Origin of the sequence: Streptomyces sp. NBC_01775, from assembly GCF_035917675.1 — a bacterium.
Lineage (GTDB): Bacteria > Actinomycetota > Actinomycetes > Streptomycetales > Streptomycetaceae > Streptomyces.
Genome location: NZ_CP109104.1, coordinates 861,346 through 882,955 on the forward strand (window position 1 = coordinate 861,346; position 21,610 = coordinate 882,955).

General features: G+C 69.4%; 18 protein-coding genes and 4 pseudogenes. 8 read left to right on the top strand and 14 right to left on the bottom strand.

The window, feature by feature from the left end; all coding sequences use genetic code 11:
* Positions 1 to 33 precede the first annotated feature (33 nt).
* Positions 34 to 1,359: a phytase gene (locus tag OHB04_RS04180; RefSeq protein WP_326686315.1), complete on the top strand. Its 1,326-nt coding sequence runs from the start codon at positions 34 to 36 to the stop codon at positions 1,357 to 1,359.
* 103 nt (positions 1,360 to 1,462) lie between these two features.
* Here OHB04_RS04180 and yicI read toward each other — a convergent pair whose 3' ends face one another.
* The 8 genes from yicI to OHB04_RS04220 form a co-directional block, all read right to left on the bottom strand.
* Positions 1,463 to 3,904: an alpha-xylosidase gene (yicI, locus tag OHB04_RS04185; RefSeq protein ID WP_326806825.1), complete on the bottom strand. Its 2,442-nt coding sequence runs from the start codon at positions 3,902 to 3,904 to the stop codon at positions 1,463 to 1,465.
* Positions 3,901 to 5,367 (bottom strand): GH1 family beta-glucosidase, encoded by a 1,467-nt coding sequence (locus OHB04_RS04190; protein ID WP_326686317.1) that lies wholly within the window; start codon positions 5,365 to 5,367, stop codon positions 3,901 to 3,903. Before OHB04_RS04190 ends, yicI begins: the two co-directional genes overlap by 4 nt.
* Positions 5,364 to 6,230 carry a carbohydrate ABC transporter permease gene (locus tag OHB04_RS04195; RefSeq protein WP_405806784.1) on the bottom strand — a complete coding sequence of 289 codons (867 nt, stop codon included), beginning with the start codon at positions 6,228 to 6,230 and terminating at the stop codon, positions 5,364 to 5,366. Before OHB04_RS04195 ends, OHB04_RS04190 begins: the two co-directional genes overlap by 4 nt.
* Before the next feature lie 5 nt (positions 6,231 to 6,235).
* Positions 6,236 to 7,201, bottom strand: coding sequence for a carbohydrate ABC transporter permease (locus OHB04_RS04200; RefSeq protein ID WP_326686318.1), 966 nt, complete (start codon positions 7,199 to 7,201; stop codon positions 6,236 to 6,238).
* A gap of 10 nt (positions 7,202 to 7,211) precedes the next feature.
* Complete coding sequence (locus OHB04_RS04205) at positions 7,212 to 8,423, bottom strand: sugar ABC transporter substrate-binding protein (protein WP_326686319.1); 1,212 nt, start codon at positions 8,421 to 8,423, stop codon at positions 7,212 to 7,214.
* A gap of 156 nt (positions 8,424 to 8,579) precedes the next feature.
* Positions 8,580 to 9,593: a LacI family DNA-binding transcriptional regulator gene (locus tag OHB04_RS04210; RefSeq protein ID WP_326686320.1), complete on the bottom strand. Its 1,014-nt coding sequence runs from the start codon at positions 9,591 to 9,593 to the stop codon at positions 8,580 to 8,582.
* Between the two features lie 181 nt (positions 9,594 to 9,774).
* Positions 9,775 to 10,458, bottom strand: a complete 684-nt coding sequence (locus tag OHB04_RS04215) for a hypothetical protein (protein WP_326806826.1) — start codon at positions 10,456 to 10,458, stop codon at positions 9,775 to 9,777.
* Between the two features lie 56 nt (positions 10,459 to 10,514).
* A complete protein-coding gene (locus OHB04_RS04220; protein ID WP_326686322.1) occupies positions 10,515 to 11,999 on the bottom strand; it encodes an MFS transporter in 1,485 nt (494 codons plus the stop codon).
* A gap of 168 nt (positions 12,000 to 12,167) precedes the next feature.
* Between OHB04_RS04220 and OHB04_RS04225 the strand changes: the two genes are divergently transcribed.
* Positions 12,168 to 13,619 (top strand): aromatic amino acid ammonia-lyase, encoded by a 1,452-nt coding sequence (locus tag OHB04_RS04225; protein ID WP_326806827.1) that lies wholly within the window; start codon positions 12,168 to 12,170, stop codon positions 13,617 to 13,619.
* A 59-nt stretch (positions 13,620 to 13,678) separates the two neighbouring features.
* Here the strand turns inward: OHB04_RS04225 and OHB04_RS04230 are convergent, their stop codons facing one another.
* Positions 13,679 to 13,927, bottom strand: coding sequence for a hypothetical protein (locus tag OHB04_RS04230; protein WP_326806828.1), 249 nt, complete (start codon positions 13,925 to 13,927; stop codon positions 13,679 to 13,681).
* Positions 13,928 to 14,485: 558 nt separating this feature from the next.
* Here OHB04_RS04230 and OHB04_RS04235 point away from each other — a divergent pair.
* Together OHB04_RS04235 and OHB04_RS04240 are read left to right on the top strand one after the other, a co-directional pair.
* Entirely contained in the window at positions 14,486 to 14,773 is a 288-nt protein-coding gene (locus OHB04_RS04235; protein WP_326686325.1) for a hypothetical protein, read from the top strand.
* Positions 14,774 to 14,822: 49 nt separating this feature from the next.
* Entirely contained in the window at positions 14,823 to 14,981 is a 159-nt protein-coding gene (locus OHB04_RS04240) for a DUF7196 family protein (RefSeq protein ID WP_326686326.1), read from the top strand.
* Positions 14,982 to 15,725: 744 nt separating this feature from the next.
* On the opposite strand, the gene OHB04_RS41705 is transcribed toward OHB04_RS04240, so the two are convergent.
* Complete coding sequence (locus OHB04_RS41705) at positions 15,726 to 17,156, bottom strand: Ig-like domain repeat protein (RefSeq protein WP_442815076.1); 1,431 nt, start codon at positions 17,154 to 17,156, stop codon at positions 15,726 to 15,728.
* Here OHB04_RS41705 and OHB04_RS41710 point away from each other — a divergent pair.
* Positions 17,086 to 17,274 carry a hypothetical protein gene (locus tag OHB04_RS41710; protein WP_442815131.1) on the top strand — a complete coding sequence of 63 codons (189 nt, stop codon included), beginning with the start codon at positions 17,086 to 17,088 and terminating at the stop codon, positions 17,272 to 17,274. The two genes, OHB04_RS41705 and OHB04_RS41710, sit on opposite strands and share 71 nt — an antisense overlap.
* 2 nt (positions 17,275 to 17,276) lie before the next feature.
* On the opposite strand, the pseudogene OHB04_RS41715 reads toward OHB04_RS41710, so the two are convergent.
* Positions 17,277 to 17,729 (bottom strand): annotated as a pseudogene (locus OHB04_RS41715) (Ig-like domain-containing protein); the annotation flags it as partial.
* Between OHB04_RS41715 and OHB04_RS41720 the strand changes: the two are divergent.
* Positions 17,659 to 17,847 (top strand): hypothetical protein, encoded by a 189-nt coding sequence (locus OHB04_RS41720; protein ID WP_442815131.1) that lies wholly within the window; start codon positions 17,659 to 17,661, stop codon positions 17,845 to 17,847. The pseudogene OHB04_RS41715 and the gene OHB04_RS41720 sit on opposite strands and share 71 nt — an antisense overlap.
* Positions 17,848 to 17,849: 2 nt before the next feature.
* Here the strand turns inward: OHB04_RS41720 and OHB04_RS41725 are convergent.
* Positions 17,850 to 18,599: pseudogene (locus tag OHB04_RS41725) on the bottom strand (Ig-like domain repeat protein); the annotation flags it as partial.
* Here OHB04_RS41725 and OHB04_RS04255 point away from each other — a divergent pair.
* Positions 18,514 to 18,705 carry a hypothetical protein gene (locus OHB04_RS04255; protein WP_326809609.1) on the top strand — a complete coding sequence of 64 codons (192 nt, stop codon included), beginning with the start codon at positions 18,514 to 18,516 and terminating at the stop codon, positions 18,703 to 18,705. The pseudogene OHB04_RS41725 and the gene OHB04_RS04255 sit on opposite strands and share 86 nt — an antisense overlap.
* Here the strand turns inward: OHB04_RS04255 and OHB04_RS41730 are convergent.
* Positions 18,705 to 19,457, bottom strand: a pseudogene (locus OHB04_RS41730) (Ig-like domain repeat protein); the annotation flags it as partial. The gene OHB04_RS04255 and the pseudogene OHB04_RS41730 sit on opposite strands and share 1 nt — an antisense overlap.
* On the opposite strand from OHB04_RS41730, the gene OHB04_RS41735 reads away from it, so the two are divergent.
* Entirely contained in the window at positions 19,378 to 19,563 is a 186-nt protein-coding gene (locus OHB04_RS41735; protein ID WP_405807668.1) for a hypothetical protein, read from the top strand. The pseudogene OHB04_RS41730 and the gene OHB04_RS41735 sit on opposite strands and share 80 nt — an antisense overlap.
* Here OHB04_RS41735 and OHB04_RS41740 read toward each other — a convergent pair.
* Positions 19,563 to 20,942 (bottom strand): annotated as a pseudogene (locus OHB04_RS41740) (Ig-like domain repeat protein); the annotation flags it as partial. The gene OHB04_RS41735 and the pseudogene OHB04_RS41740 sit on opposite strands and share 1 nt — an antisense overlap.
* Positions 20,943 to 21,610: the final 668 nt, after the last annotated feature.

A 21,610-nucleotide genomic window follows, 5' to 3' on the forward strand; every position in this document is an offset into this window, starting at 1 on the left:
ATCATCACGTTTCCGCGTATCGAGGAGTGATTCGTGAACAGACCCCGCCCTGCCAGGTTAGCCGCGTTCGCGCTGGCCACGGCCCTCGTCGCCCTCACCGCAGCTGCTCCCGCCACGGCACGGCCGCACGGTTCCGGCTCCCTGCCCACCGTCACTCCGCGGGCGGAGACCTCCACGCTGTACGACGACGAGACGGGCGGCAACGCCAACGCCGACGACCCCGCGATCTGGCGCGACCCCGCCGACCCGGACCGCAGCCTGGTGGTCGCCACCGCCAAAGAGGGCGGCCTGCGGGTCTACGACCTGAAGGCGCGGCAGGTGCAGTCGGTCCCCGCCCCGCCCGCACCGGGCCCCGACGACGCCCCCGGCCGGTTCAACAACGTCGACCTCGTGCACGGCCTGCGCACCTCGTCCGGGCGCGCCGACTACGCCGTGACCACCGACCGGGGCCACGACCGGCTGCGGGTCTACCGCATCGACCGCGACCGCCCCGGCGGCCCGCTCGCCGACGTCACCGATCCCTCGGCGCCGACGGTGTTCTCCACCGGCCAGGACGAGGTCAACGAGCAGCAGACCGCTTACGGGCTGGCCACCTGGACCGACAAGGCGAGCGGCCGGTCGTACGCGCTGGTCAGCCGCCGCAACCGGACCGGCGTCGCGCTGCTGGAGCTGACCGCGGGCTCCCACGGCACCGTCGGCTACCGCAAGGTGCGCATCCTGGATCTGCCCTCCTCCTTCCGGCTGCCCAACGGCTCTTCCTGGAGCCCGTGCGGCGAGCCCGGCGAACTGCCCCAGGTCGAGGGCATGGTCGTGGACCCGGCGAACGGCACGCTCTATGCCGGCCAGGAGGACGTCGGCATCTGGCGGATGCCCGCCGATCTCACCGGCAGGCCCGAACTCGTCGACAAGGTCCGCGAGTACGGCGTCCCGGGCACGTACGACGAGGAGACCGAGGAGTGCGTCGCGGGCGCCGACCCCGGCTACGGCGGCTCGCACGTCGCCGCCGACGTCGAGGGCCTGACGCTGCTCACCGAGGCCGAGGGCGACGGCTACGTCCTCGCCTCCAGCCAGGGTGACAACACCTTCGCCCTGTACGACCGCGAGCGCGGCGACGAAGACGACAACGGCGGGGCCAACGAGTACGAAGCCGGCTTCCGCGTCGGCTCGGCGGACGGGGCCCTCGACGGCTCCGAGGAGTGCGACGGCGCCGCCGTGCTCAACGCGCCCCTCGGCCGGACGTACCCGAACGGTCTGCTCGTCGTCCAGGACGGGCATGACACGCCCGCCGACGGCGAACGTGAGGGCACCGGTTTCAAGTTCGTGGACCTCGGCGACGTCATGGACCACGTGGACGACTGAGCTCGCACCCCACCTCCGGGCCTGCCCCCTGCGGGCCAGACATCACCGAGGGCGCTCACCGCATCGTCGCTCCCGCCGAGCCGGTGAGCGCCCTCGGTCTTTCTCAGCCCTCGCCCTCCCCCTCCCCCTCGCCCTTCCCCTCGACGAGCAGCGCCGTCAGCTCCGTCGTGCCGGGGTGAGCCGTCAGCAGCGTGCCCTCGTCGGTGTGCTGGGCCGTCACGTCGGCTCCGTCCCGTACGGCCGCGCGCACCCCCACCAGCAGGAGGCGCCACGGCCCGGGCGCCCCGGCGGCCTCGACGGCGATCCGCCGCCCTTGCCGGGACGTGCGGAAGACAGCGTCTCGGCGCCGGTGGCCTGCCGCGCCTTCGCCGGCCTCCGGCCGGGAGGTATCTCCATGGCGTGGCACCCGGGTGGTCACCGTGGCGCCGTCCGCCAGGCCGTAGGCGCGCAGGGTGACGCCGTGCGCCCAGTCGTGGTCGGCGCGCTCGTCCCGCTCGCCGTACGGGAGCACCGCGCCGGCGCGTACCAGCAGCGGCAGGCTGTCGAAGCCGTACTGCTCGCGCCGCCAGCCGGGGCCGGGTATCCGCTCGCCGGACAGCAGGTGGGTCCACTCGCCGTCCGGTACGTAGTACTCGACGGTGCCGTCGGCGGTGAAGACCGGGGCCACCAGCAGGTCGTCGCCGAGCATGTACTGCCGGTCGAGGGTGTGGCAGGCGGGGTCGTCGGGGAACTCCAGCAGCATGGCCCGCATCACCGGGGTGCCGTGCTCGGCGGCTTGCCGCGCCGCACGGTAGAGGTAGGGCATCAGCCGGTGCTTGAGCCTGGTGAACTCGCGGGTGACGGTGACGGCTTCCTCGTCGTAGGCCCACGGCACCCGGTAGGACGTGCTGCCGTGCAGTCTGCTGTGCGAGGAGAGCAGTCCGAACTGGACCCAGCGCTTGAACAGCTCGGGGCTGGGTTTGCCCTCGAAGCCGCCGATGTCGTGGCTCCAGAAGCCGAACCCGGACAGGCCGAGGGAGAGTCCGCCGCGCAGCGACTCGGCCATGGCACCGAAGGTGGACTCGCAGTCGCCGCCCCAGTGGACGGGGTATTGCTGGCCGCCGGTGGTCGCGGAGCGCGCGAAGAGTACGGCCTCACCCTCGCCGCGCTCCTCGGTGAGGGTCTCGAAGACAGTGCGGTTGTACAGCTGGGTGTAGTAGTTGTGCATCCGCTCGGGGTCCGAGCCGTCGTGCCAGACGACGTCGGTGGGCACCCGCTCGCCGAAGTCGGTCTTGAAGCAGTCGACGCCCTGGCCGAGCAGCCCGCGCAGCTTGTCCGCGTACCATGCGCGCGCTTCGGGGCTGGTGAAGTCGACCAGGCCCATGCCCGCCTGCCACAGGTCCCACTGCCAGACGCTGCCGTCCGGGCGCCGCAGAAGGTGGCCGAGCCGGGCCGCCTCGTCGAACAGCGGGGACTTCTGGGCGATGTAAGGGTTGATCCACACGCAGATCTTCAGGTCTTGTTCTGTGTTGTCCTCCTTGAGCCGCCGCAGCATGCCCTCCGGGTCGGGGAAGACCTCGGGGTCCCAGGTGAAGTCGCACCACTGGTAGGCGCGCATCCAGAAGCAGTCGAAGTGGAAGACGCCCAGCGGGATGTCGCGTTCGGCCATGCCGCGTACGAAGCCGCGTACCGTCTCCTCGTCGTAGGACGTGGTGAAGGAGGTGGACAGCCACAGCCCGAACGACCAGGCCGGGGGCAGTGGCGGGCGGCCGGTGAGCGCGGTGTAGCGGTCGAGGATCTCCTTGGGGCTCGGGCCGTGGATGAGGTAGTACTCCAGCGTCTGGTCCTCGACGCTGAACTGCACCCGGCCGACGGCCTCGGAGCCGACCTCGTAGGACACCTTGCCGGGGTGGTTGACGAAGACGCCGTAGCCGCGGTTGGTGAGGTGGAACGGGACGTTCTTGTAGGCCTGTTCGCTGGCGGTGCCGCCGTCCGCCTGCCAGATGTCGACCCGCTGACCGTTGCGGACGAACGGGGTGAAGCGCTCGCCGAGCCCGTAGACCAGCTCGCCGACGCCGAGGGAGAGCTGCGCGAGGGAGTGGTGGGCGCCGTCGGGGGCCGTCGTGGCGTAGCCGGTGCCGCGTGCCTCGACGGTGGTGAGGGTGTGGCCGTCGGCGGTGAACTCCAGCCGGTACGGCGCCGCTGTGTCCACCCGCAACGCCAGCCCGCCGCTGGCCAGTTCGAGCAGGGTGCCGTCGCGGGTGACCTTGCCCGCTGCCGCGGTGTTGTCCTGACTGTCCTCCTGGCCGGGGCGCAGCGCGAAGTGCGGGCCGCGGTCGACGGTGCCGGCGTGGTGGGTGGCGCGGACGCCGATCACCCCCTCGGCGGGTGAGAAGCACTCGACGGTCAGCAGCGGGCCGTTGAGTGTGTCGCCCCGGCGCAGGATGTGCCGGACGGGGGCGTAGAGGGTGAAGCGGTCGTCGTGGACGCGGGTGTCGGCGATCTCGGTGGCGTACGACGCCTGGACGCCGTCGCGCATCAGCCAGTGACCGTCGGTGAACTTCATCGGGCGGCCTGCTCTCCGGTGTGCTGTGCGGTGGGGGGTGGGGGCTGCTGTGCGGTGGGTGCGTGGTGCCGGGTGGGCCCGGTGCGGTTCTGGCGGTGGGCGGCGATCAGGTCGCGGTACCAGTGGTAGCTGTCCTTGGGGACGCGTTGCTGGGTCGCGTAGTCGACGCGGACCAGGCCGAAGCGCCGGGCGTAGCCGTACGCCCATTCGAAGTTGTCCAGCAGCGACCAGACGTAGTAGCCGCGTACGTCGACGCCGGCGCGGATCGCTTCGGTCACGGCCGCCAGGTGGTCGCGCAGGTAGTCGATACGGTCCCTGTCGTGCACCCTCCCGTCGGGCGCCGGGGCGTCGGCCTCGGCCGATCCGTTCTCGGTGATCAGCAGCGGCGGCAGCGCCGGGTAGCGGGCGCTCAGGTCCGTCAGCAGGTCGGTGAAGGTGTGCGGGTCGACGGGCCAGCCCATGGTGGTGTGCCGTACGTCGTCGCGGGCGCACTCGGCGACGCGGATGTCGGTGGCCGTCCGGGTTGCCGGGTCCGGGTCACGGTAGGGCGCGTCGGCGAGGGTGATCGGGCGGTAGTAGTTGATGCCGAGGAAGTCCAGCGGGGCGCCGATCAGCTCCAGGTCGCCCTCCCGGCGCCAGGAGCCGTCGGCCTGCGGCCCCCAGGTCTCCGCCTCGCCGCGCGGATAGCGCCCGGCGAACAGCGGGTCGAGCCAGGTCTCGTTGTGCAGTGTCTCGGCCCGCCGTACGGCATCGCGGTCGGCCGCCGAGCCGGTGGCGGGCAGCAGCCGGTCGGGGTTGAGGGTGATGCCGGCCTCGGCCACGCCTGCCGCCCGCAGGGCGCTGACGGCGAGGCCGTGTCCGACCAGCAGATGGTGCGCGGCGGCGAGGGCTCCGCGCCCCTCCCGGGCACCGGGTGCGTGCCGGCCGGTGGCGTAGCCGAGGAAGGCGGTGCAGAACGGCTCGTTGAGGGTGATCCAGCGGGGTATCCGGTCACCGAGCCGGGCGGCGACCAGCGCCGCGTACTCGGCGAAGTGCCGCGCCGTCTCCCGCACCCGCCAGCCGCCCCGGTCCTCCAGCGCCTGGGGCAGGTCCCAGTGGTAGAGCGTGGCAGCGGGCGTTATCCCCGCGGCGAGCAGTTCGTCGGTGAGCCGGTCGTAGAAGTCGAGGCCACGCTGGTTGGCGGGCCCGGTGCCGGTGGGCTGGACGCGTGGCCAGGCGACGGAGAAGCGGTAGCTGTCCACGCCCAGCTCCCGCAGGAGCGCGACGTCCTCACGGTAGCGGTGGTAGTGGTCGCAGGCGATGTCACCGCTGGCGGCGCCCTCGATGAGGCCGGGCCGGCGGCAGTAGGTGTCCCAGATGGAGGGGCCGCGCCCGTCCTCGTCGTGGGCTCCCTCGATCTGGTAGGCGGCGGTGGCGGCCCCGAAGACGAAGTCCGCCGGAAGCCCGGAGTCGGAAGTGGTCATTTGACGGACCCCCCGGTGATTCCGGCGGAAATGTATTTCTGCGCGACGACCAGCAAGACCGCCGCGGGCACGGCGGACAGCACGGCGGTGGCCATGACGGCACCCCAGTCGCTGACGTGGGCGCCGACGAACTGGTAGATGCCGAGCGTGACCGGCTTGACGTCGTCGGTGGTGTTGAGGGTGAGGGCGAACATGAAGTCCGACCAGGCGAACAGGAAGGTGAACAGCCCCGCTGTGATGAGGGCGTTGCGGCTCATCGGCAGTACGACACGGACGAACGCGGTGAACCGGTTCGCACCGTCGACCAGCGCGGCCTCCACCACCTCGCCGGGGATGGAGACCATGAAGGCGCGCAACAGCACGATGGAGAACGGCAGCCCGAGCGAGGCGTCGGCGAGGATCAGCCCGAGGTAGGAGTTGACCAGCCGCAGTTCCGCGTAGGCGCTGTAGAGGGCGTTGGCGATGACGATGCCCGGCACCATCTGGGTGATGAGCGTGGTGAAGACGACGGTACGGCCGCCGCGCAGCGAGAAGTGCGCCAGCCCGTAGGCGGCGGGCGCCGCCAGCGCGAGGCAGACCGCGACGGCGCCCAGTGCCACGACGAGGCTGGTGAGCAGGGAGCCGCCCTGGCTGTCCAGCGCCGCGCGGAAGCTGTCGAGCCCCGGCGAGGTGGGGAACCAGTCCATGTCGATGCCCGAGGACGGCTGGAGCGCGGTGACCAGCATCCAGTAGACGGGGAAGAGCAGCACGGCGAGGATCAGCAGCGCGGCGGCGGTGTTCCAGGCGCCGCGCACCCGGCGGGCGGTGCCCGGTGCTGGGGTGCGGGGGGTGTTCGGTGCCGTACGGATGGTTGTCGGAGGCATGGTGCTCACTTCCTGTTACCGAAGTCGGCGCGGTTGGCCCGCAGGTAGAGCACCGCGAAGACCGCGCTGATCAGGATGAGGACGTTGCCGACGACGGCGCCCTGGCCGAAGTCGAGGCGCTGGAACGACATCTGGTAGGTGACGGTGCCCAGGGTCTGGGTGGCGTCGGCGGGGCCGCCCGAGGTGAGGGCGAGGATCAGGTCGAGGATCTTCACCGTCGACATGAACCCCAGGACGAGCACGACGGTGATCACGGGCCGCAGCAGCGGCAGCGTCACGGAGCGGAAGACACGCCACGGCCCGGCTCCGTCCAGCGAGGCCGCCTCGTACAGATCGCGGGGGATCTCCTGGAGGCCGCCGTAGAGGATGACCATGTTGAACGGGATGCCGATCCAGATGTTGACCAGCACCGCCGCCAGCAGCGCCACATCGGGGCTGCTCAGCCACGGCACGCCGCCGTCGGTCAGACCCAGTGTCCGCAAGGCCGAGTTGAGGACACCGTGCTCCTGGTCGAGGATGCGCCGCCACACCACGGCGGCCACCACCATCGGCACCAGCCACGGCAGCAGCAGTACGGCCCGTATGAAGCGGGAGAGGCGGAAGCGGCGGGAGAAGAAGACGGCAAGCGCCAGCCCCAGGGTGAACTGGCCCAGCAGCGAGCCCACCGTGAACAGCGCCGTGTGCCACAGCGCGTCCGTGAACAGCGGATCGGCGAACACGGCCCGCCAGTTGTCGAGGCCGTTGAAGGGTGCCTCGCCGGTGAAGTAGGTCGTGGGCGTGAAGTGCTGAAAGCTCATCAGCACGTTGCGCACCAGCGGGTAGCCGAAGAAGGCTGCCATGTAGAGCAGCGCGGGCGCGACGAAGAGCCAGCGCAACAGCGCGGTGCGGCGTCTGCCGGACCGGCCGGCGGCGAGGGCTCCGGAGGCGCCTGGGGCCGGCGCTGAGACGGGCGGGGCTGTGACGGTACTCATGCTGGGCTCCTCACTCCCCCGCCGTCGCCTGCCGCTGGGCACGGCGCAGGGCCGCCTCCGGGCTGCTGCCGCCGGTGAGTACTGACTGGAACGCCCCGGCGAGCGCGTCGCTCACCGCGGGCCAACGGGTGCCGACCTTCGCGGTGCGGGAGCGCGCCGTGGTCACCAGATCGGCGAACGGGGCGAGCTTGGGATTCTGTTTCGCGTACGTCCGCGCGGCGGCGGCGCGGGTGGGAACGTTGTTGACGGCCTCGCCCCAGTCGAGCTGATTGCCGGGGATGTTGAGGCAGTTGAGAATCTTGGCGGCGTTCTTCTCGCGCTCGCTGTCGTCACTCTTGGGGACGGTCATCACGGTGCCGCCGACGGGTGGCACGGCCTTGCCGTCCGCCTCGGGGACCGGGAACTTGGCGACGGCCCAGTCCACCTTGTCCTGCGCGTCCAGCACCGGCACCTGCCACGGCCCGTTGACCATCATGGCGGCGCGACCGGCGACGAACTGGTCGTTGACGTCCTGCTGGTTCCAGTTGACGACGGCCTTGGAGACGGACCTGTCCGCCACCATGTCCTTCCACAGGCTCAGCGCCGCCTTCCCCTTGCCACTGTCCAGCCGCGCCTCGTCACCGCCCGCCGACCAGAAGAACGGCAGGAACTGATAGACACCGTCCGCGTCCGGGCTGGCGCTGAAGGCGAGCCCGTAGGTGCCGTGGCCGGAGAGCTTCTTCGCCGCCGTCCGCAGCTCGTCCCACGTCCGGGGCACCTCGACGTCCGCCTTCTTCAGCAGCTTCGGGTTGTAGTACAGCGCCAGGGAGTTCACGGAGCGGGCGATGCCGTAGCGGGTCCCCTCGAAGGAGCCGAGGGAGACCCCGCTGCGGGACAGCCCGGAGGTGCGCACCCCGAGATCCCGCAGCCCGCGCAACCCGCTGGTCTGCGCGAACTGCGGCAGCTCGGAACCGTCGAGTTCGAGAATGTCGGGCAGCGAGTGCGAGGACGCCATCCGCAGCGCCTTGGAGGACACCTGATCGGCGGGAACGCTGTTCTGCTCCACCCGCAGCCCGAACTTCTTGCCACAGCGGTCGAAGAACTTCTGATTCTTGGTGTGCTCGGCCGTATCGGTGGCCGAGTTGAGCACGGTGACGGTGCCGGGCTCGGGTGCGGCAGCACACCCGGTGAGCCCGAGGGCGGCCACCGTCAAGAGCACGGAGAGTGCCGGACGGGATGGCATTGAAAAGGGTCTCCATTCCAGTACGAGCCTCAACGGGACGCGCCCCGAAGTGGGGCGCCCCGAAGTGGCGCGGGGAGCGGCGCGCGCAACCACAACGCACCCGCACATTCCCAGGCGAGGTTCACAAACGCGGCGGCGGCGCTGTACGAAAGGCGGTCATGAAGGGAAGCCGCACACCGAGGTACTGGCACGCGCGGTAAGCCGCGGGGGCAACAAGGTGGCGTCCGCCACGGACGAACCGTTCAACTTGGCCATCAGCAGTTGAACGGCCCGCTCCCCCACCTCGTCCGCCGGGATGGCTACGGAGGTGACCGGCACCGCGGCGTTCTCCGCCAGCTCGTCCGGGCACACGGCGACCACCGAGAGGTCCTGCGGAATGCGCATTCCCGCCTGCTGGAACGCCTCCATGAGCAGGGGCAGCGCGGGTTCGTTGTGCACGACGACCCCGGTCAGTCCGGGATGGTCGTGCAGCAGTTTTTCGACGGTCCGGCGTGCGGCGGGCCTGGAGGGCTCGCACGGGAGCACCGTCGAGGTCATGCCGTGGCGGTGGGCGGCGGTGGTGAAGCCCGCCGCGGTGCGCTGCGCGAAGCCGGTGCCGCGCACGTACACCGCGGGCGGGGAGCCCAGCAGCGCCACGCACCGGTGGCCGAGCTGGGCGAGGTGGCCGACGCAGCTCTCGCCGGTCGCGGTGAAGTCCAGGTCGATACAGGTCAGCCCGTCCGACTCGGTGGGGAAGCCGATGAGGACCGAGGGCAGTGGCAGCGCGCGGAGCAACGGGGTACGTGCGTCGCGCAGTTGTACGTCCATCACGATCAGCGCGTCCACGAGCGCGCTGTCCGCCACCCGCCGCAGCCCGTCCTCACCCTCCTCCTGGGTGAGCAGCAGAACGTCGTGGTCATGGGCGCGCGCGGCGGTCGCCACCGCGCCGGCGAACTGCATCTGTACGGGCACATGGATGCCGCTGCGCAGCGGCATCACCAGGGCCAGCACGTTGGAGCGGCTGCTCGCCAGCGCCCTGGCGCCGGCGTGCGGCCGGTAGCCGAGTTCGCGGATGCTCTCCTCGACGCGGCGCTGGGTCGCCGCCGAGATGGAGCGCTTGCCGCTCAGCACGTAGGAGACGGTGCTGGGTGAGACCCCGGCGCGCCGGGCCACGTCCGTGATCTTGACCAACGCCCCCTCCTCGAAGCTGATTCCGCGGGATTGTCGAATCGTTTCGACTGGGTATGCCGAAGCGATTCGGCGCGGAACAGTAAGGAGGGGGCAGGAGCCTGTCAACGGTTGTGACAGAAGTGCTCCGCCGCCCCCATCGGCGGCCTTCACGGGCCGAGGCGCCCGCTCGTCCCGGGTCCGGTCAGGTGAGGCGTTTACCGGGGGCGAAGCGGTCGACGGCGCGGGAGAGCGCGCCCATGTCCTGGGCCGCGTCGTCGAGTTGGATCACGTAGCGCCTGCCGCGCAGGCCCGGTGCGGCGGGATCCGAGGTGACCAGGCGGCTGCCGAGCGGGGTGTCGGGGTCGCCGTCGGCCTTGGCCACCGGATACAGGTCGACGTAGGGCGCGCGCGCGAGCCCGGCCCGCACGAGAGGGTCCCCCTCGGCGCGGCCTTCGGCCACGATGTTGACGGCCGCGATGTCCGGCCAGGCCAGGAGCTGTTGGCGGTGCCGCCCGCGGCCCAGCCAGGCGCCTCGCCCGTCGACGGTGAGGCTGGGCGGGCCGAGCCTGCGCAGCACACCGAAGCCGAAGAGGGCGACGAGCGCGGCGGCCCACAGTCCGCCTATCACGGCTGCCACTACCCGGTCGCCCGTCGGCGCGGGCCCTTTGGGCGGTCCCGAGGCGTTGACCAGGAACGGCGCGTCCGTACCGACCGCGGCGTAGGCGAGCCCCGCCACCGGCACCGCGAACATCACCGTCAGCGCGAAGATCCCCAGCGGGACGCCGACGAGCAGCTCTCGCCGGTGCATCCGGCGCCGCCGCCCCCGCACCACCTTGACCCGTACCGCCTCCGGCACCGTTCCCGCCGACCCCCGTCGCATCGTCATGCGGGGAACTGTAGGGCGGCCCGGTTCGGGTGAACCAGCCCGCCCCTTCCTCCCCGCTAGTGCAGCGCCAGCCCCTTCGTCTCCGGTGCCCAAGCGGCGGACACGGCGGCTCCGATCACCAGAAGTACCGTCAGCGCGATCATCGATGCCGAGAACCCGTAGGCGGAGAGGCTGATGGGCAGCAGGAACGTGCCGATCGCGGAGCCGATCCGGCTCAGCCCGTTCAGCAGTCCTACCCCCGAACTGCGCAGGGCCGTCGGGAACAGCTCCGGCGGATAGACCTGGTCCAGGTTGGAGGACGCCGACATCATGAAGGTGAAGACGAGGAACAGCGGGAAGAGCAGCAGCGTCGGCGCGTGCGGCCACACCCCGATCGGCGCCAGGGCGAGCGCCATCACCACGAACGACCAGATGACGAAGCCCCGCCGGGAGAACCGGGCCACGAACCACAGCCCCGCCACCCCGCCGAGCAGCAAGAAGACATTCAGCAGTCCGTTGCCGAGGAAGTCCTCGCCGCCCAGCCCCACCCTCGCCATGACGACCGGGAGGAACGTATAGATGGCGAAGTACGGAATGACCTGGCAGTTGTAGTAGAGGACGCCGAAGAGCGTGCTCTTCCGGTGCTGTGCGCGAAACAGCTCCCGGTAGTCGTACGACTCTGCCGTCCGGCTGCTCCGCAGCAGGTCCGAGAAGTCGACGCGCGGCCCGATGTGCTTCGCCACCACCGCCCTGGCCTCATCGATGCGGCCCTTGCTGATCAGCCAACGCGGTGACTCGGGCGTGCCGAAGCGCACCGCCAGCACGAACACCGCGGGCAGCGCGCTGGAGGCCAGCAGCCAGCGCCAGCTGTCCCCTCCGAAGCCGACCACGTAGTTCCCGAAGAAGTACGCCGCCGTGTAGCCAACCGTCCACATCGCGGTGAGGGACGCCAGCAGCCCTCCCCGGTAGCGGCGGGGACAGAATTCGGCGACCAGCGTCGGCCCCAGCGCGTAGTCGGCGCCGATGCCGAAGCCGATCAGCAGCCGCAGCACGAACAGCTCCGCCGGCCCCGTCACGAAGAACTGCGCCGCCGAGGCCACGGCTATGAGCAGGAAGTCCAGCATGTAGAGCAGCTGTCGCCCGAAGCGGTCCGCGGCCCAGCCGAGGACGATGCTTCCCGCGAAGATCCCGATGAGCGCCGAGGCGCCGAGCAGTCCCTCCCACGCGGCGCCCAGCTCCATCTGCGGGCCGATCAGGGTCAGCGCGATGCCGATGATGCCGAGGTGGTAGCCGTCGGAGAAGTTCGCACCGAACGTCAGCGCCGTGATCTTGATGTGGAAGCGGTTCAGCGGGGCGTCGTCCAGCGAGTGGGTGGCCGCGTCGCCCTCCTCGCCGTGCCCGCCGCCGGCCCCGGCGTCGTCGGCGGGCCGGGCCGGGCCCTCCGTATCGCCGGACCGAGCGCGCGGGAGCGGGCCCGCCTTCTCCGTCGTACCTCCGGCTTCCGCCGTGCCCGCGGCTTCCGCCGTACCCGCCGAGCGCTCCGTGTCCGGGACGTCTTTCACGCGCTCTCCCCTCGTCGCCGCCTGCCGGCTGCGGCCTGTATCGGCTGTGGTCCGCGGCACCTCGCCGGGGTCACGGTCTCCCGGTCTTCCCGCGCTGCTTGCCAACCCGCCTGAATGAACGATTTCATGAAGCCTCAGAGGTGAATAGATCTATGTCAAGGGGTGATGATGAGCGACACCAGCCACGTCCACGTCGACGGCCGCCGGCTGAGCTGCCAGGACGTCGTACGCGTGGCCCGATGGAGCGCTTCGGCGGAACTCGACCCGTCGGCGCTGAAGCGGGCCCACCAGTCCTACCTCGTGGCCGAGGACCTCGGCGCCAAGCGGGCCGTGTACGGACGCACGACCGGCGTCGGCGCCAACCGCCACCACGTCGTGGACCCTGACACCGCCGACCAGCATGGCCTACGCCTTCTCAGCAGTCACGCCGGAGGCACCGGGCCCACCGCACCTGACAGCCTCGTACGCTCCACCCTGCTCATCCGGCTCAACCAGCTCGCCGCCGCCGGCAGCGGCGTACACCCTCGCCTGCTGGGCGCCCTCGAAGCCGCCCTGCGGGTCGGTGCCGTACCCCGCGTCCACACGCGCGGCGCCATCGGCACCGGCGACCTCAGCGCACTCGCCGAGATCGCCCTGACCCTCGCGGGGCGCCGGCCCTGGGCCGTCGGCTCGCTCGAACCGGTGCCCATCAGTCCGGGGGACGCCCTCGCGTTCATCTCCAGCAACGCCGCGACCCTCGCGGAAGCCGTCCTCGCCTGGCACGACCTGCGCGAACTCCTGTACGCCAGTCACGCGGTGGCCGCCCTGTCCTACTGCGCGCTCAGCGGATCCCCCGAAGCCTTCTCCGAACGCGTCCACGCCCAACGTCCGCACCCCGGCTCCACGCGGTGCGCCGCCGAAATGCGCCGCATCCTCTGGGACGACGGCGAGCCGGGCCCTGGCAGCCGCATCCAGGACCCCTTCGGGCTGCGCGCCTTCCCCCAGGTCCAGGGTCCCGCACTCGACGCCGTCGACACGCTGGAGAACATCCTCACCATCGACCTGAACGCCGCCGCCGAGAACCCGTTCATCGACATCGAGACCGAGAACGCCTATCACCACGGCCACTTCTCCACGGCGCACCTGGCGCTCTCCCTCGACCACCTGCGAGCCGCGCTCCACCACGTCGCCGAGCTTTCCGCGGCACGCCTCAGCGACCTGGTCGAACCCGAACTCACCGGTCTCACGCCGTTCCTCTCCGACGGCCCACCGGGCAGCTCCGGCATCATGATCCTCGAATACGTCGCCCACGACGCGCTCAGTCAGCTACGTCATGCCGCCGCGCCGGTCACCCTCGGCACCGCCGTCATCTCCCGTGGCCTCGAAGACCACGCCAGCTTCTCCACCCAGGCCGCACGCAGCACCTCGGCGGCCATCAGCGCCTACCGCACGATGCTCGCCTGCGAGCTCATCGGCGCCGTACGCGCTCTGCGGCTGGGTTCCGCGGAGCTTCCCGGAACCGCCGTGGCGGAAGCCTTCCGCACCGCCGGAAAGGCACTGCCGATGATCGCCGAGGACCACCCGCTCACCGAGGAGATCGCCGCCGCCGAACAGGTACTCGCCCGATTCGGCACCCTCTGACGGAGACCCGGGGCGATCGGGCTGCCGACCGGGCCGTCGCAGCCGTGAGCACGACCGCGTCACGCCTCCCGCACGCTGATGTCGACGCGGTGATGACGGTGCGCATCGTTCCCGTCGAGCTCATCGAGCAGCGCGATCGCGAAGTCGGCGTACGTGATCCGGCTGTCCGGGTCGCCGTGCTCGGCGATCCGGTACCGGCCGGTGCGCGCGCCGTCATGGTCGAAGTCACCCGCCGGGGCCACGTACACCCAGTCCAGGTCGCAGGTCCGAAGCACGTCGAGGCCCGCCGCCCAACTCCGGCTGATCATCACGCATATCATCGCCACGGCGACCACGCAGTGGGCACTGACGCGGTGTGCACCATCCACGTGCTGCCCGTCGGCACCGCGTCTCCAGCGCGCACGACCGAGCCCGCAGCCGCAGCGGGAAACGAACTTGCTGGCACAGCAGCCCCATCAACAAGGCGGCATTACGAGACAACCTGTGAACCTTACCCAGCAGAACATTAGGCCAAAAGGGTGGTTTTCTGCACTCAGCATGGTGAATCCTCCCCGGCGGTAGCTGTACTGGTCCTATCGAGTGGAGTGTCCATTCCCCTATCGGGGCGGAACGGAGATCGCTTCAACGTTCTCCGCTCCGTCCCCTCGGGCGCCCCGGCAGCGAGTGGCAGCCCTGCGCCAAGTCACACTGACTCGAAGGGGCTTCATCATGCCAGTCGCCGTCATTCCCCCCTCGCCCGTGGCCTGTGGCCTGTGGCCACGTTCACGGCGCACGTCCAAAGGGTTGTCCCCCATAGCGCGCCTACGGGGGACAGCCTGACATTCGGACTTCCAGCGTCATGCGCTACTGACCGTAGGACGGTTTCCATGAGCCTCGCGGACTTCCTGCTCGCTCTCGGCGCCACCTGCCGCATCACGAGGTTCATCACCAAGGACACGCTCGCCGCGGGTTTCCGGATCTGGATCGCCGACCGTTTCGGTGACGACTCCAGACCGTCGTACCTGATCACCTGCGGCTGGTGCACCAGCATCTGGGTCGCCGTCGCCACGACCGGCAGCACCCTGACTCTGGGGGACTCGCTATGGCTCCGCGCCCCGGCGATCGCCCTGACGCTCTCCTACCTCACGGGCATCGCCTCAAGATGGCTCGACTGACACAAGAAGACAAGAAAACAAGAAACACCTACGGGGAAGGAACCCGGATATGGCCTGCAACTGCGGTGGAGGAACTCCACGAACCGTCGTCATCTACCAACTGACCCTGCCGGACGGCACCGTCCGCCAGTACGTCACCTACCAGGAAGCCGAAGCCGCCAACCAGCGAGCAGGCGGCACCGGCACCATCAGCACCGTCGTCCAATGACGCAGCGCGCCCGGACACGGTGCCGGACTCCGAGTTCCGGCCGGCTCGAAGATGCCCTTCCGTCCTGCCTGCTCAAGGCGCTGTGGGGCCAGTTCGCGGCACTGCTGCCGTCACGGGACGGGTTCGCGCCCCCGGCCATCCATGGGACTGCCACCGCCGCATCCCGGACAGGGTGGCCTTCGAGCACCTCACGCAGGCCCTGGCACTGCGAGCCTACGACCGCGTGATCGGCCTCGGGCTGAATGAAATCTCGGTCGACGACTGCATCACCAAGGCACCCTCCAGAGGCGAAAAGCCGCACGCTCCCCGGTCTGCCGGGGCAAGCAGAGCCTGAATGCTCCGCGGCTTCCGATGTAACCGGTGCGCCGCTCGGGAGCGGCGCACCGGCCTTTTGCCCGAGCTTCAACGATCCAAGCACCGCCAATGTCTGGGGCATCCAACCCAGCTTCCAGCCGTTGGCGGTGTCGCCATGTCGCCCCGGATTCCGATCGCACTTCTCTGGTCTTCTCCCGGGCCTGGAGCCGCCTTCCTGTCGTCAGATAGGTCTTCTGGGCGGGCCATACAGCGTGGATGGTGTCCTCAAGGCGGTGCGAGGGCAAAGGCCCGGCTGATCCAGGAATCCACTTGAGGAACGAGATCGCGTTCCGGCAAGTACATGTTCCGGCAGGGGCCAGGGCCGGAGATCTCGCTGGGCATGACCATGCCGGGGCACGAGGCCCCGGCATGGCAGGAGTGAATGTACGGTCAGGGAACGAGCGGGAATCGTTGGGTGGTCAACGGCGCTGTGCCGGAGGACGGGTTGAGACAACTCGCCCCGGCGAACGACGCCGTGTAGGTGTTGGCGGTGGTCACGAGAGGCGACACCGTGACCATGGGCGGCGCCAGAGTCGCCACCCCGCTGGCATTGGTGACCGCAGTCCCGAGCGTCATCGGCCCAACCGCCGTGTTAGCGGTGAACACCACCGGCTGGCCGGGGATTCCGGCGTTGGTCACCGCGTTCTTGAGCGTGGCGCTCATCGCGAGGATGACCCACGTCCCGTTGGTGCGCAGACGCACCTGCGTCGCAGCGACTGTGATCGTCGTGTTGACGGCGGTGGAGCTGATGCTCACCGTTCCCGAAGAGCCCGCGAAGCACGAGGCTCCGTTGTAGGTGGCGGTGATGGTGCCCGACGCGAGCGCGGTGCTGCTGAAGCAGGCCTGGCCACTGGCATTGAGCGGCACGGTCTGATTGAGCCCACCAGGACCGGTGAAGGTGACCGTGCCCGTCGGCGTACCCGACCCGGGGGCGTTCGTTGTGACCTGGGCGCAGACCGTCACCGACTGCCCACAGGTCGAGGGGTTGGGGGTCGCTGTCACCATCGTGGTGGTGGATGCCGGGTTCACCGTGACGGTGGCCGTGCCGGTGGAGGAGTTGAAGCAGCTCGCTCCGTTGTACGTCGCCGTGACCGTCCCCGACGCGAGCGCGGTGGTCGTCAGGCAGGCTTGGCCGCTGGCGTTGAGCGGCACGGTCTGATTGAGCCCACCAGGACCGGTGAAGGTGACCGTGCCCGTCGGCGTACCCGACCCCGGCGCACTTGTCGTCACCTGCGCGCAGACCGTCACCGACTGCCCACAGGTCGAGGGGTTGGGGGTCGCTGTCACCATCGTGGTGGTGGATGCCGGGTTCACCGTGACGGTGGCCGTGCCGGTGGAGGAGTTGAAGCAGCCCGCTCCGTTGTACGTCGCCGTGACCGTCCCCGGCGCGAGCGCGGTGGTCGTCAGGCAGGCTTGGCCGCTGGCGTTGAGCGGGACAGTTTGGTTGAGTCCGCCAGGTCCGGTGAAGGTGACCGTGCCCGTCGGCGTACCCGACCCCGGCGCACTTGTCGTCACCTGCGCGCAGACCGTCACCGACTGCCCACAGACTGAGGGGTTGGGGGTCACGGAAACCGCGGTGGTGGTGGATGCCGGGTTCACGGTCACCGATGCGGTGCCCGACGAGCCGGCGAAGCAGGGCCCTTCGCCGTTGTACGTCGCGGTGACCGTCCCCGACGCAAGCGCCGTGCTCGTCAGGCAAGCCTGACCACTGGCGTTGAGCGGGACGGTCTGATTGAGCCCACCAGGACCCGTGAAGGTAACCGTGCCCGTCGGCGTACCCGACCCCGGCGCACTTGTCGTCACCTGCGCGCAGACCGTCACCGACTGCCCACAGACTGAGGGATTCGGCGTTACCGAGACCGCAGTCGTTGTCGCCGCCTCGTTCACCGTCACCGACGCCGAACCGGTGGAGGAGTTGAAGCAGCCCGCTCCGTTGTAGGTGGCGGTGATGGTGCCCGACGCCAGTGAAGTCGTCGCCAGGCAAACTTGGCCGCTGGCGTCCAACGCCAGTGTCAGGTTGAGTCCGCCAGGTCCGGTGAAGGTGACCGTGCCCGTCGGCGTACCCGACCCCGGCGCACTTGTCGTCACCTGCGCGCAGACCGTCACCGACTGCCCACAGACTGAGGGGTTGGGGGTCACGGAAACCGCGGTGGTGGTGGATGCCGGGTTCACGGTCACCGATGCGGTGCCCGACGAGCCGGCGAAGCAGGGCCCTTCGCCGTTGTACGTCGCGGTGACCGTCCCCGACGCAAGCGCCGTGCTCGTCAGGCAAGCCTGACCACTGGCGTTGAGCGGGACGGTCTGATTGAGCCCACCAGGACCCGTGAAGGTAACCGTGCCCGTCGGCGTACCCGACCCCGGCGCACTTGTCGTCACCTGCGCGCAGACCGTCACCGACTGCCCACAGACTGAGGGATTCGGCGTTACCGAGACCGCAGTCGTTGTCGCCGCCTCGTTCACCGTCACCGACGCCGAACCGGTGGAGGAGTTGAAGCAGCCCGCTCCGTTGTAGGTGGCGGTGATGGTGCCCGAGGCGAGCGTGGTGGTCGTCAGGCAGGCCTGGCCACCGGCGTTGAGCGGCACGGTTTGATTGAGCCCACCAGGACCGGTGAAAGTGACCGTGCCTGTGGGAGTGCCCGACCCGGGCGCGTTCGTTGTGACCTGGGCGCAGACCGTCACCGACTGCCCACAGACTGAGGGGTTGGGGGTCACGGAAACCGCGGTAGTGGTGGATGCCGGGTCTACGGTCGCCGACGCGGTGCCGGTGGAGGAGCTGAAGCAGCTCGCTCCGTTGTACGTCGCCGTGATCGTGCCCGAGGCGAGCGCGGTGGTCGTCAGGCAGGCCTGGCCACTGGCGTTGAGCGGCACGGTTTGATTGAGCCCACCAGGACCGGTGAAAGTGACCGTGCCTGTGGGAGTGCCCGACCCCGGCGCGTTCGTTGTGACCTGGGCGCAGACCGTCACCGACTGCCCGCACACCGACGGATCAGGGACCACCGACACCGCAGTAGTAGTGGACGCCGGGTTCACGGTCACCGACGCGGTGCCTACCGAACCCGCCGCACAACCGTCACCGCTGTACGTCGCCGTAACCGTCCCCGACGCAAGCGCCGTACTCGTCAGGCAAGCCTGACCACTCGCATCCAACGCCACAGTCTGATTGAGCCCACCAGGACCCGTGAACGTAACCGAACCCGTCGGCGTACCCGACCCCGGAGGATCAACGCTCACCTCAGCGCAGACCGTCACCGACTGCCCACACACCGACGGGTCAGGTGTCACCGACACCGCGGTAGTGGTGGATGCCGGGTTCACGGTCACCGACGCGGTGCCCGACGAACCGGCGAAGCAGGGCCCCTCACCGTTGTAGGTGGCGGTGATGGTGCCCGAGGCGAGCGTGGTGGTGGTCAGGCAGGCCTGGCCACTGGCGTTGAGCGGCACGGTTTGATTGAGCCCACCAGGACCCGTGAAAGTGACCGTACCCGTCGGCGTACCCGACCCCGGCGCACTTGTCGTCACCTGCGCGCAGACCGTCACCGGCTGCCCACACACCGACGGATCAGGCGTCACCGAGACCGCGGTCGTTGTCGCCGCCTCGTTCACCGTCACCGACGCCGAACCGGTAGAGGAGCTGAAGCAGCTCGCTCCGTTGTACGTCGCCGTGATCGTGCCCGAGGCGAGCGTGGTGGTCGTCAGGCAAGCCTGGCCACTGGCGTTGAGCGGCACGGTTTGATTGAGCCCACCAGGCCCGGTGAAGGTAACCGTGCCCGTGGGCGTACCCGACCCCGGCGCACTTGTCGTCACCTGCGCGCAGACCGTCACCAACTGCCCGCACACCGACGGATCAGGTGTCACCGAGACCGCGGTAGTGGTGGATGCCGGGTTCACGGTCACCGACGCGGTGCCGGTGGAGGAGTTGAAGCAGCTCGCTCCGTTGTACGTCGCCGTGACCGTTCCCGACGCAAGCGTGGTGCTGCTGAAACACGCCTGACCACTCGCATCCAGCACCACGGTCTGATTGAGCCCACCAGGACCCGTGAACGTGACCGTGCCCGTCGGCGTACCCGACCCCGGAGGATCAACGCTCACCTCGGCACAGACCGTCACCGACTGCCCACACACCGACGGATCAGGTGTCACCGAGACCGCGGTAGTGGTGGATGCCGGGTTCACGGTCACCGACGCGGTGCCCGACGAGCCGGCGAAGCAGGGTCCCTCACCGTTGTAGGTGGCGGTGACCGTCCCCGACGCAAGCGCCGTGCTCGTCAGGCAAGCCTGACCACTCGCATCCAACGCCACAGTCTGATTGAGCCCACCAGGACCCGTGAACGTGACCGTGCCCGTCGGCGTACCCGACCCCGGCGCACTTGTCGTCACCTGCGCGCAGACCGTCACCGACTGCCCACACACCGACGGATCAGGTGTCACGGAGACCGCAGTCGTTGTCGCCGCCTCGTTCACCGTCACCGACGCCGAACCGGTAGAGGAGCTGAAGCAGCCCGCTCCGTTGTACGTCGCCGTGACCGTCCCCGACGCAAGCACCGTACTCGTCAGGCAAGCCTGACCACTCGCATCCAACGCCACAGTCTGATTGAGCCCACCAGGACCCGTGAACGTAACCGAACCCGTCGGCGTACCCGACCCCGGCGCGTTCGTCGTCACCTCAGCGCAGACCGTCACCGACTGCCCACACACCGACGGATCAGGCGTCACCGAGACCGCAGTGCTCGTGGACGCAGGATTCACAGTGACCGTGGCAGTGCCTACCGAACCCGCCGCACAACCGTCACCGCTGTACGTCGCCGTAACCGTCCCCGACGCGAGCGCCGTACTCGTCAGGCAAGCCTGACCACTGGCGTCGAGCGGGACAGTTTGGTTGAGCCCACCAGGACCCGTGAACGTGACCGTGCCCGTCGGCGTACCCGACCCCGGAGGATCAACGCTCACCTCAGCGCAGGCCGTCACCGACTGCCCACACACCGACGGATCAGGGACCACCGACACCGCAGTAGTAGTGGACGCCGGGTTCACGGTCACCGACGCAGTGCCTACCGAACCCGCCGCACAACCGTCACCGCTGTACGTCGCCGTGACCGTCCCCGACGCGAGCGCCGTACTCGTCAGGCAAGCCTGACCACTCGCATCCAACGCCACAGTCTGATTGAGCCCACCAGGACCCGTGAACGTAACCGAACCCGTCGGCGTACCCGACCCCGGCGCGTTCGTCGTCACCTCAGCGCAGACCGTCACCGACTGCCCACACACCGACGGATCAGGGACCACCGACACCGCAGTGGTCGTGTCAGCGAGGTTGATCACCTGGTTGACCAGGTTCGAAGACGAAGGGTCGAACGTGCCATCACCGCTGTACGCGGCGACAGCCTGATGAGTCCCCACCGTCAGATCGCTCACGGCGAATTGAGCCTGTCCCGAGGCGTCAAGGGGCGCTGTCAGTGTGGGTCCGTCCGCGCTGATGATGACGGAGACGGTGCCGGTCGGGGTGCCGACAGCCGGTGGTACAGGGGAGACCGTAGCGGTGAAGGTGATCGTCCCGCCGCAGACTGATGGGTTGGGTGCTGAGGTCAGGGTAGTGCTGGAACTGGCCATCGTGCGGTCCTTCTTTCGCGGTTCCACATGATGCGGACGCCGTCAGTCCGCTCGCCGCAGCCACTCGACTCGCCTATTCGTGCTGGCTCAGAGAGCATCAAGCCACTGAACAAGATGGGTTGGCTCCGGCGCTGTAATCATCAGTAGGCAACTCCGCTAGGCATCTCACTAGATGAGTGGACCGAATGGCACTCGTATGACCGAGCGCCCGCAGTGGTGCGAGTAAGCATTCCGGACGGTCCGTGGTGCGACCGGCGCGAATTGGGGGCGCCACCAACTACGCTGCGTCAAACGGCAGTTGTCAATTAGCGAGGCACTGGTTGCCCATCCTCGGCTTCCCCCGCCCAGTCCGGCATTTCAGCCATGCATGCCGACTGACGCGGTGAGAACGAATGGTGTGCGCCGTGGGGCGCACAGGGGCGTGCGACCTCAACTACCGTATGATCGCGTCGGGTTGACAAATGGCCGGCCTCTATCCCGGCGCAAGGAATTCGTTGTACATCGATGGCAAGCCGTGAGCAGGAGTGACGTTCCCTCAGCATTTGGAGTGGGCAACGTAATTCCGCGCGCTGGCGCATCCGCATGGATGACGCATACTCGGGGCGTGCGCCCCAGGCGGCCGACGGCGCCCGGCAGCTATGTCGTGCCAAGCCGCTTGAGAGTGATGT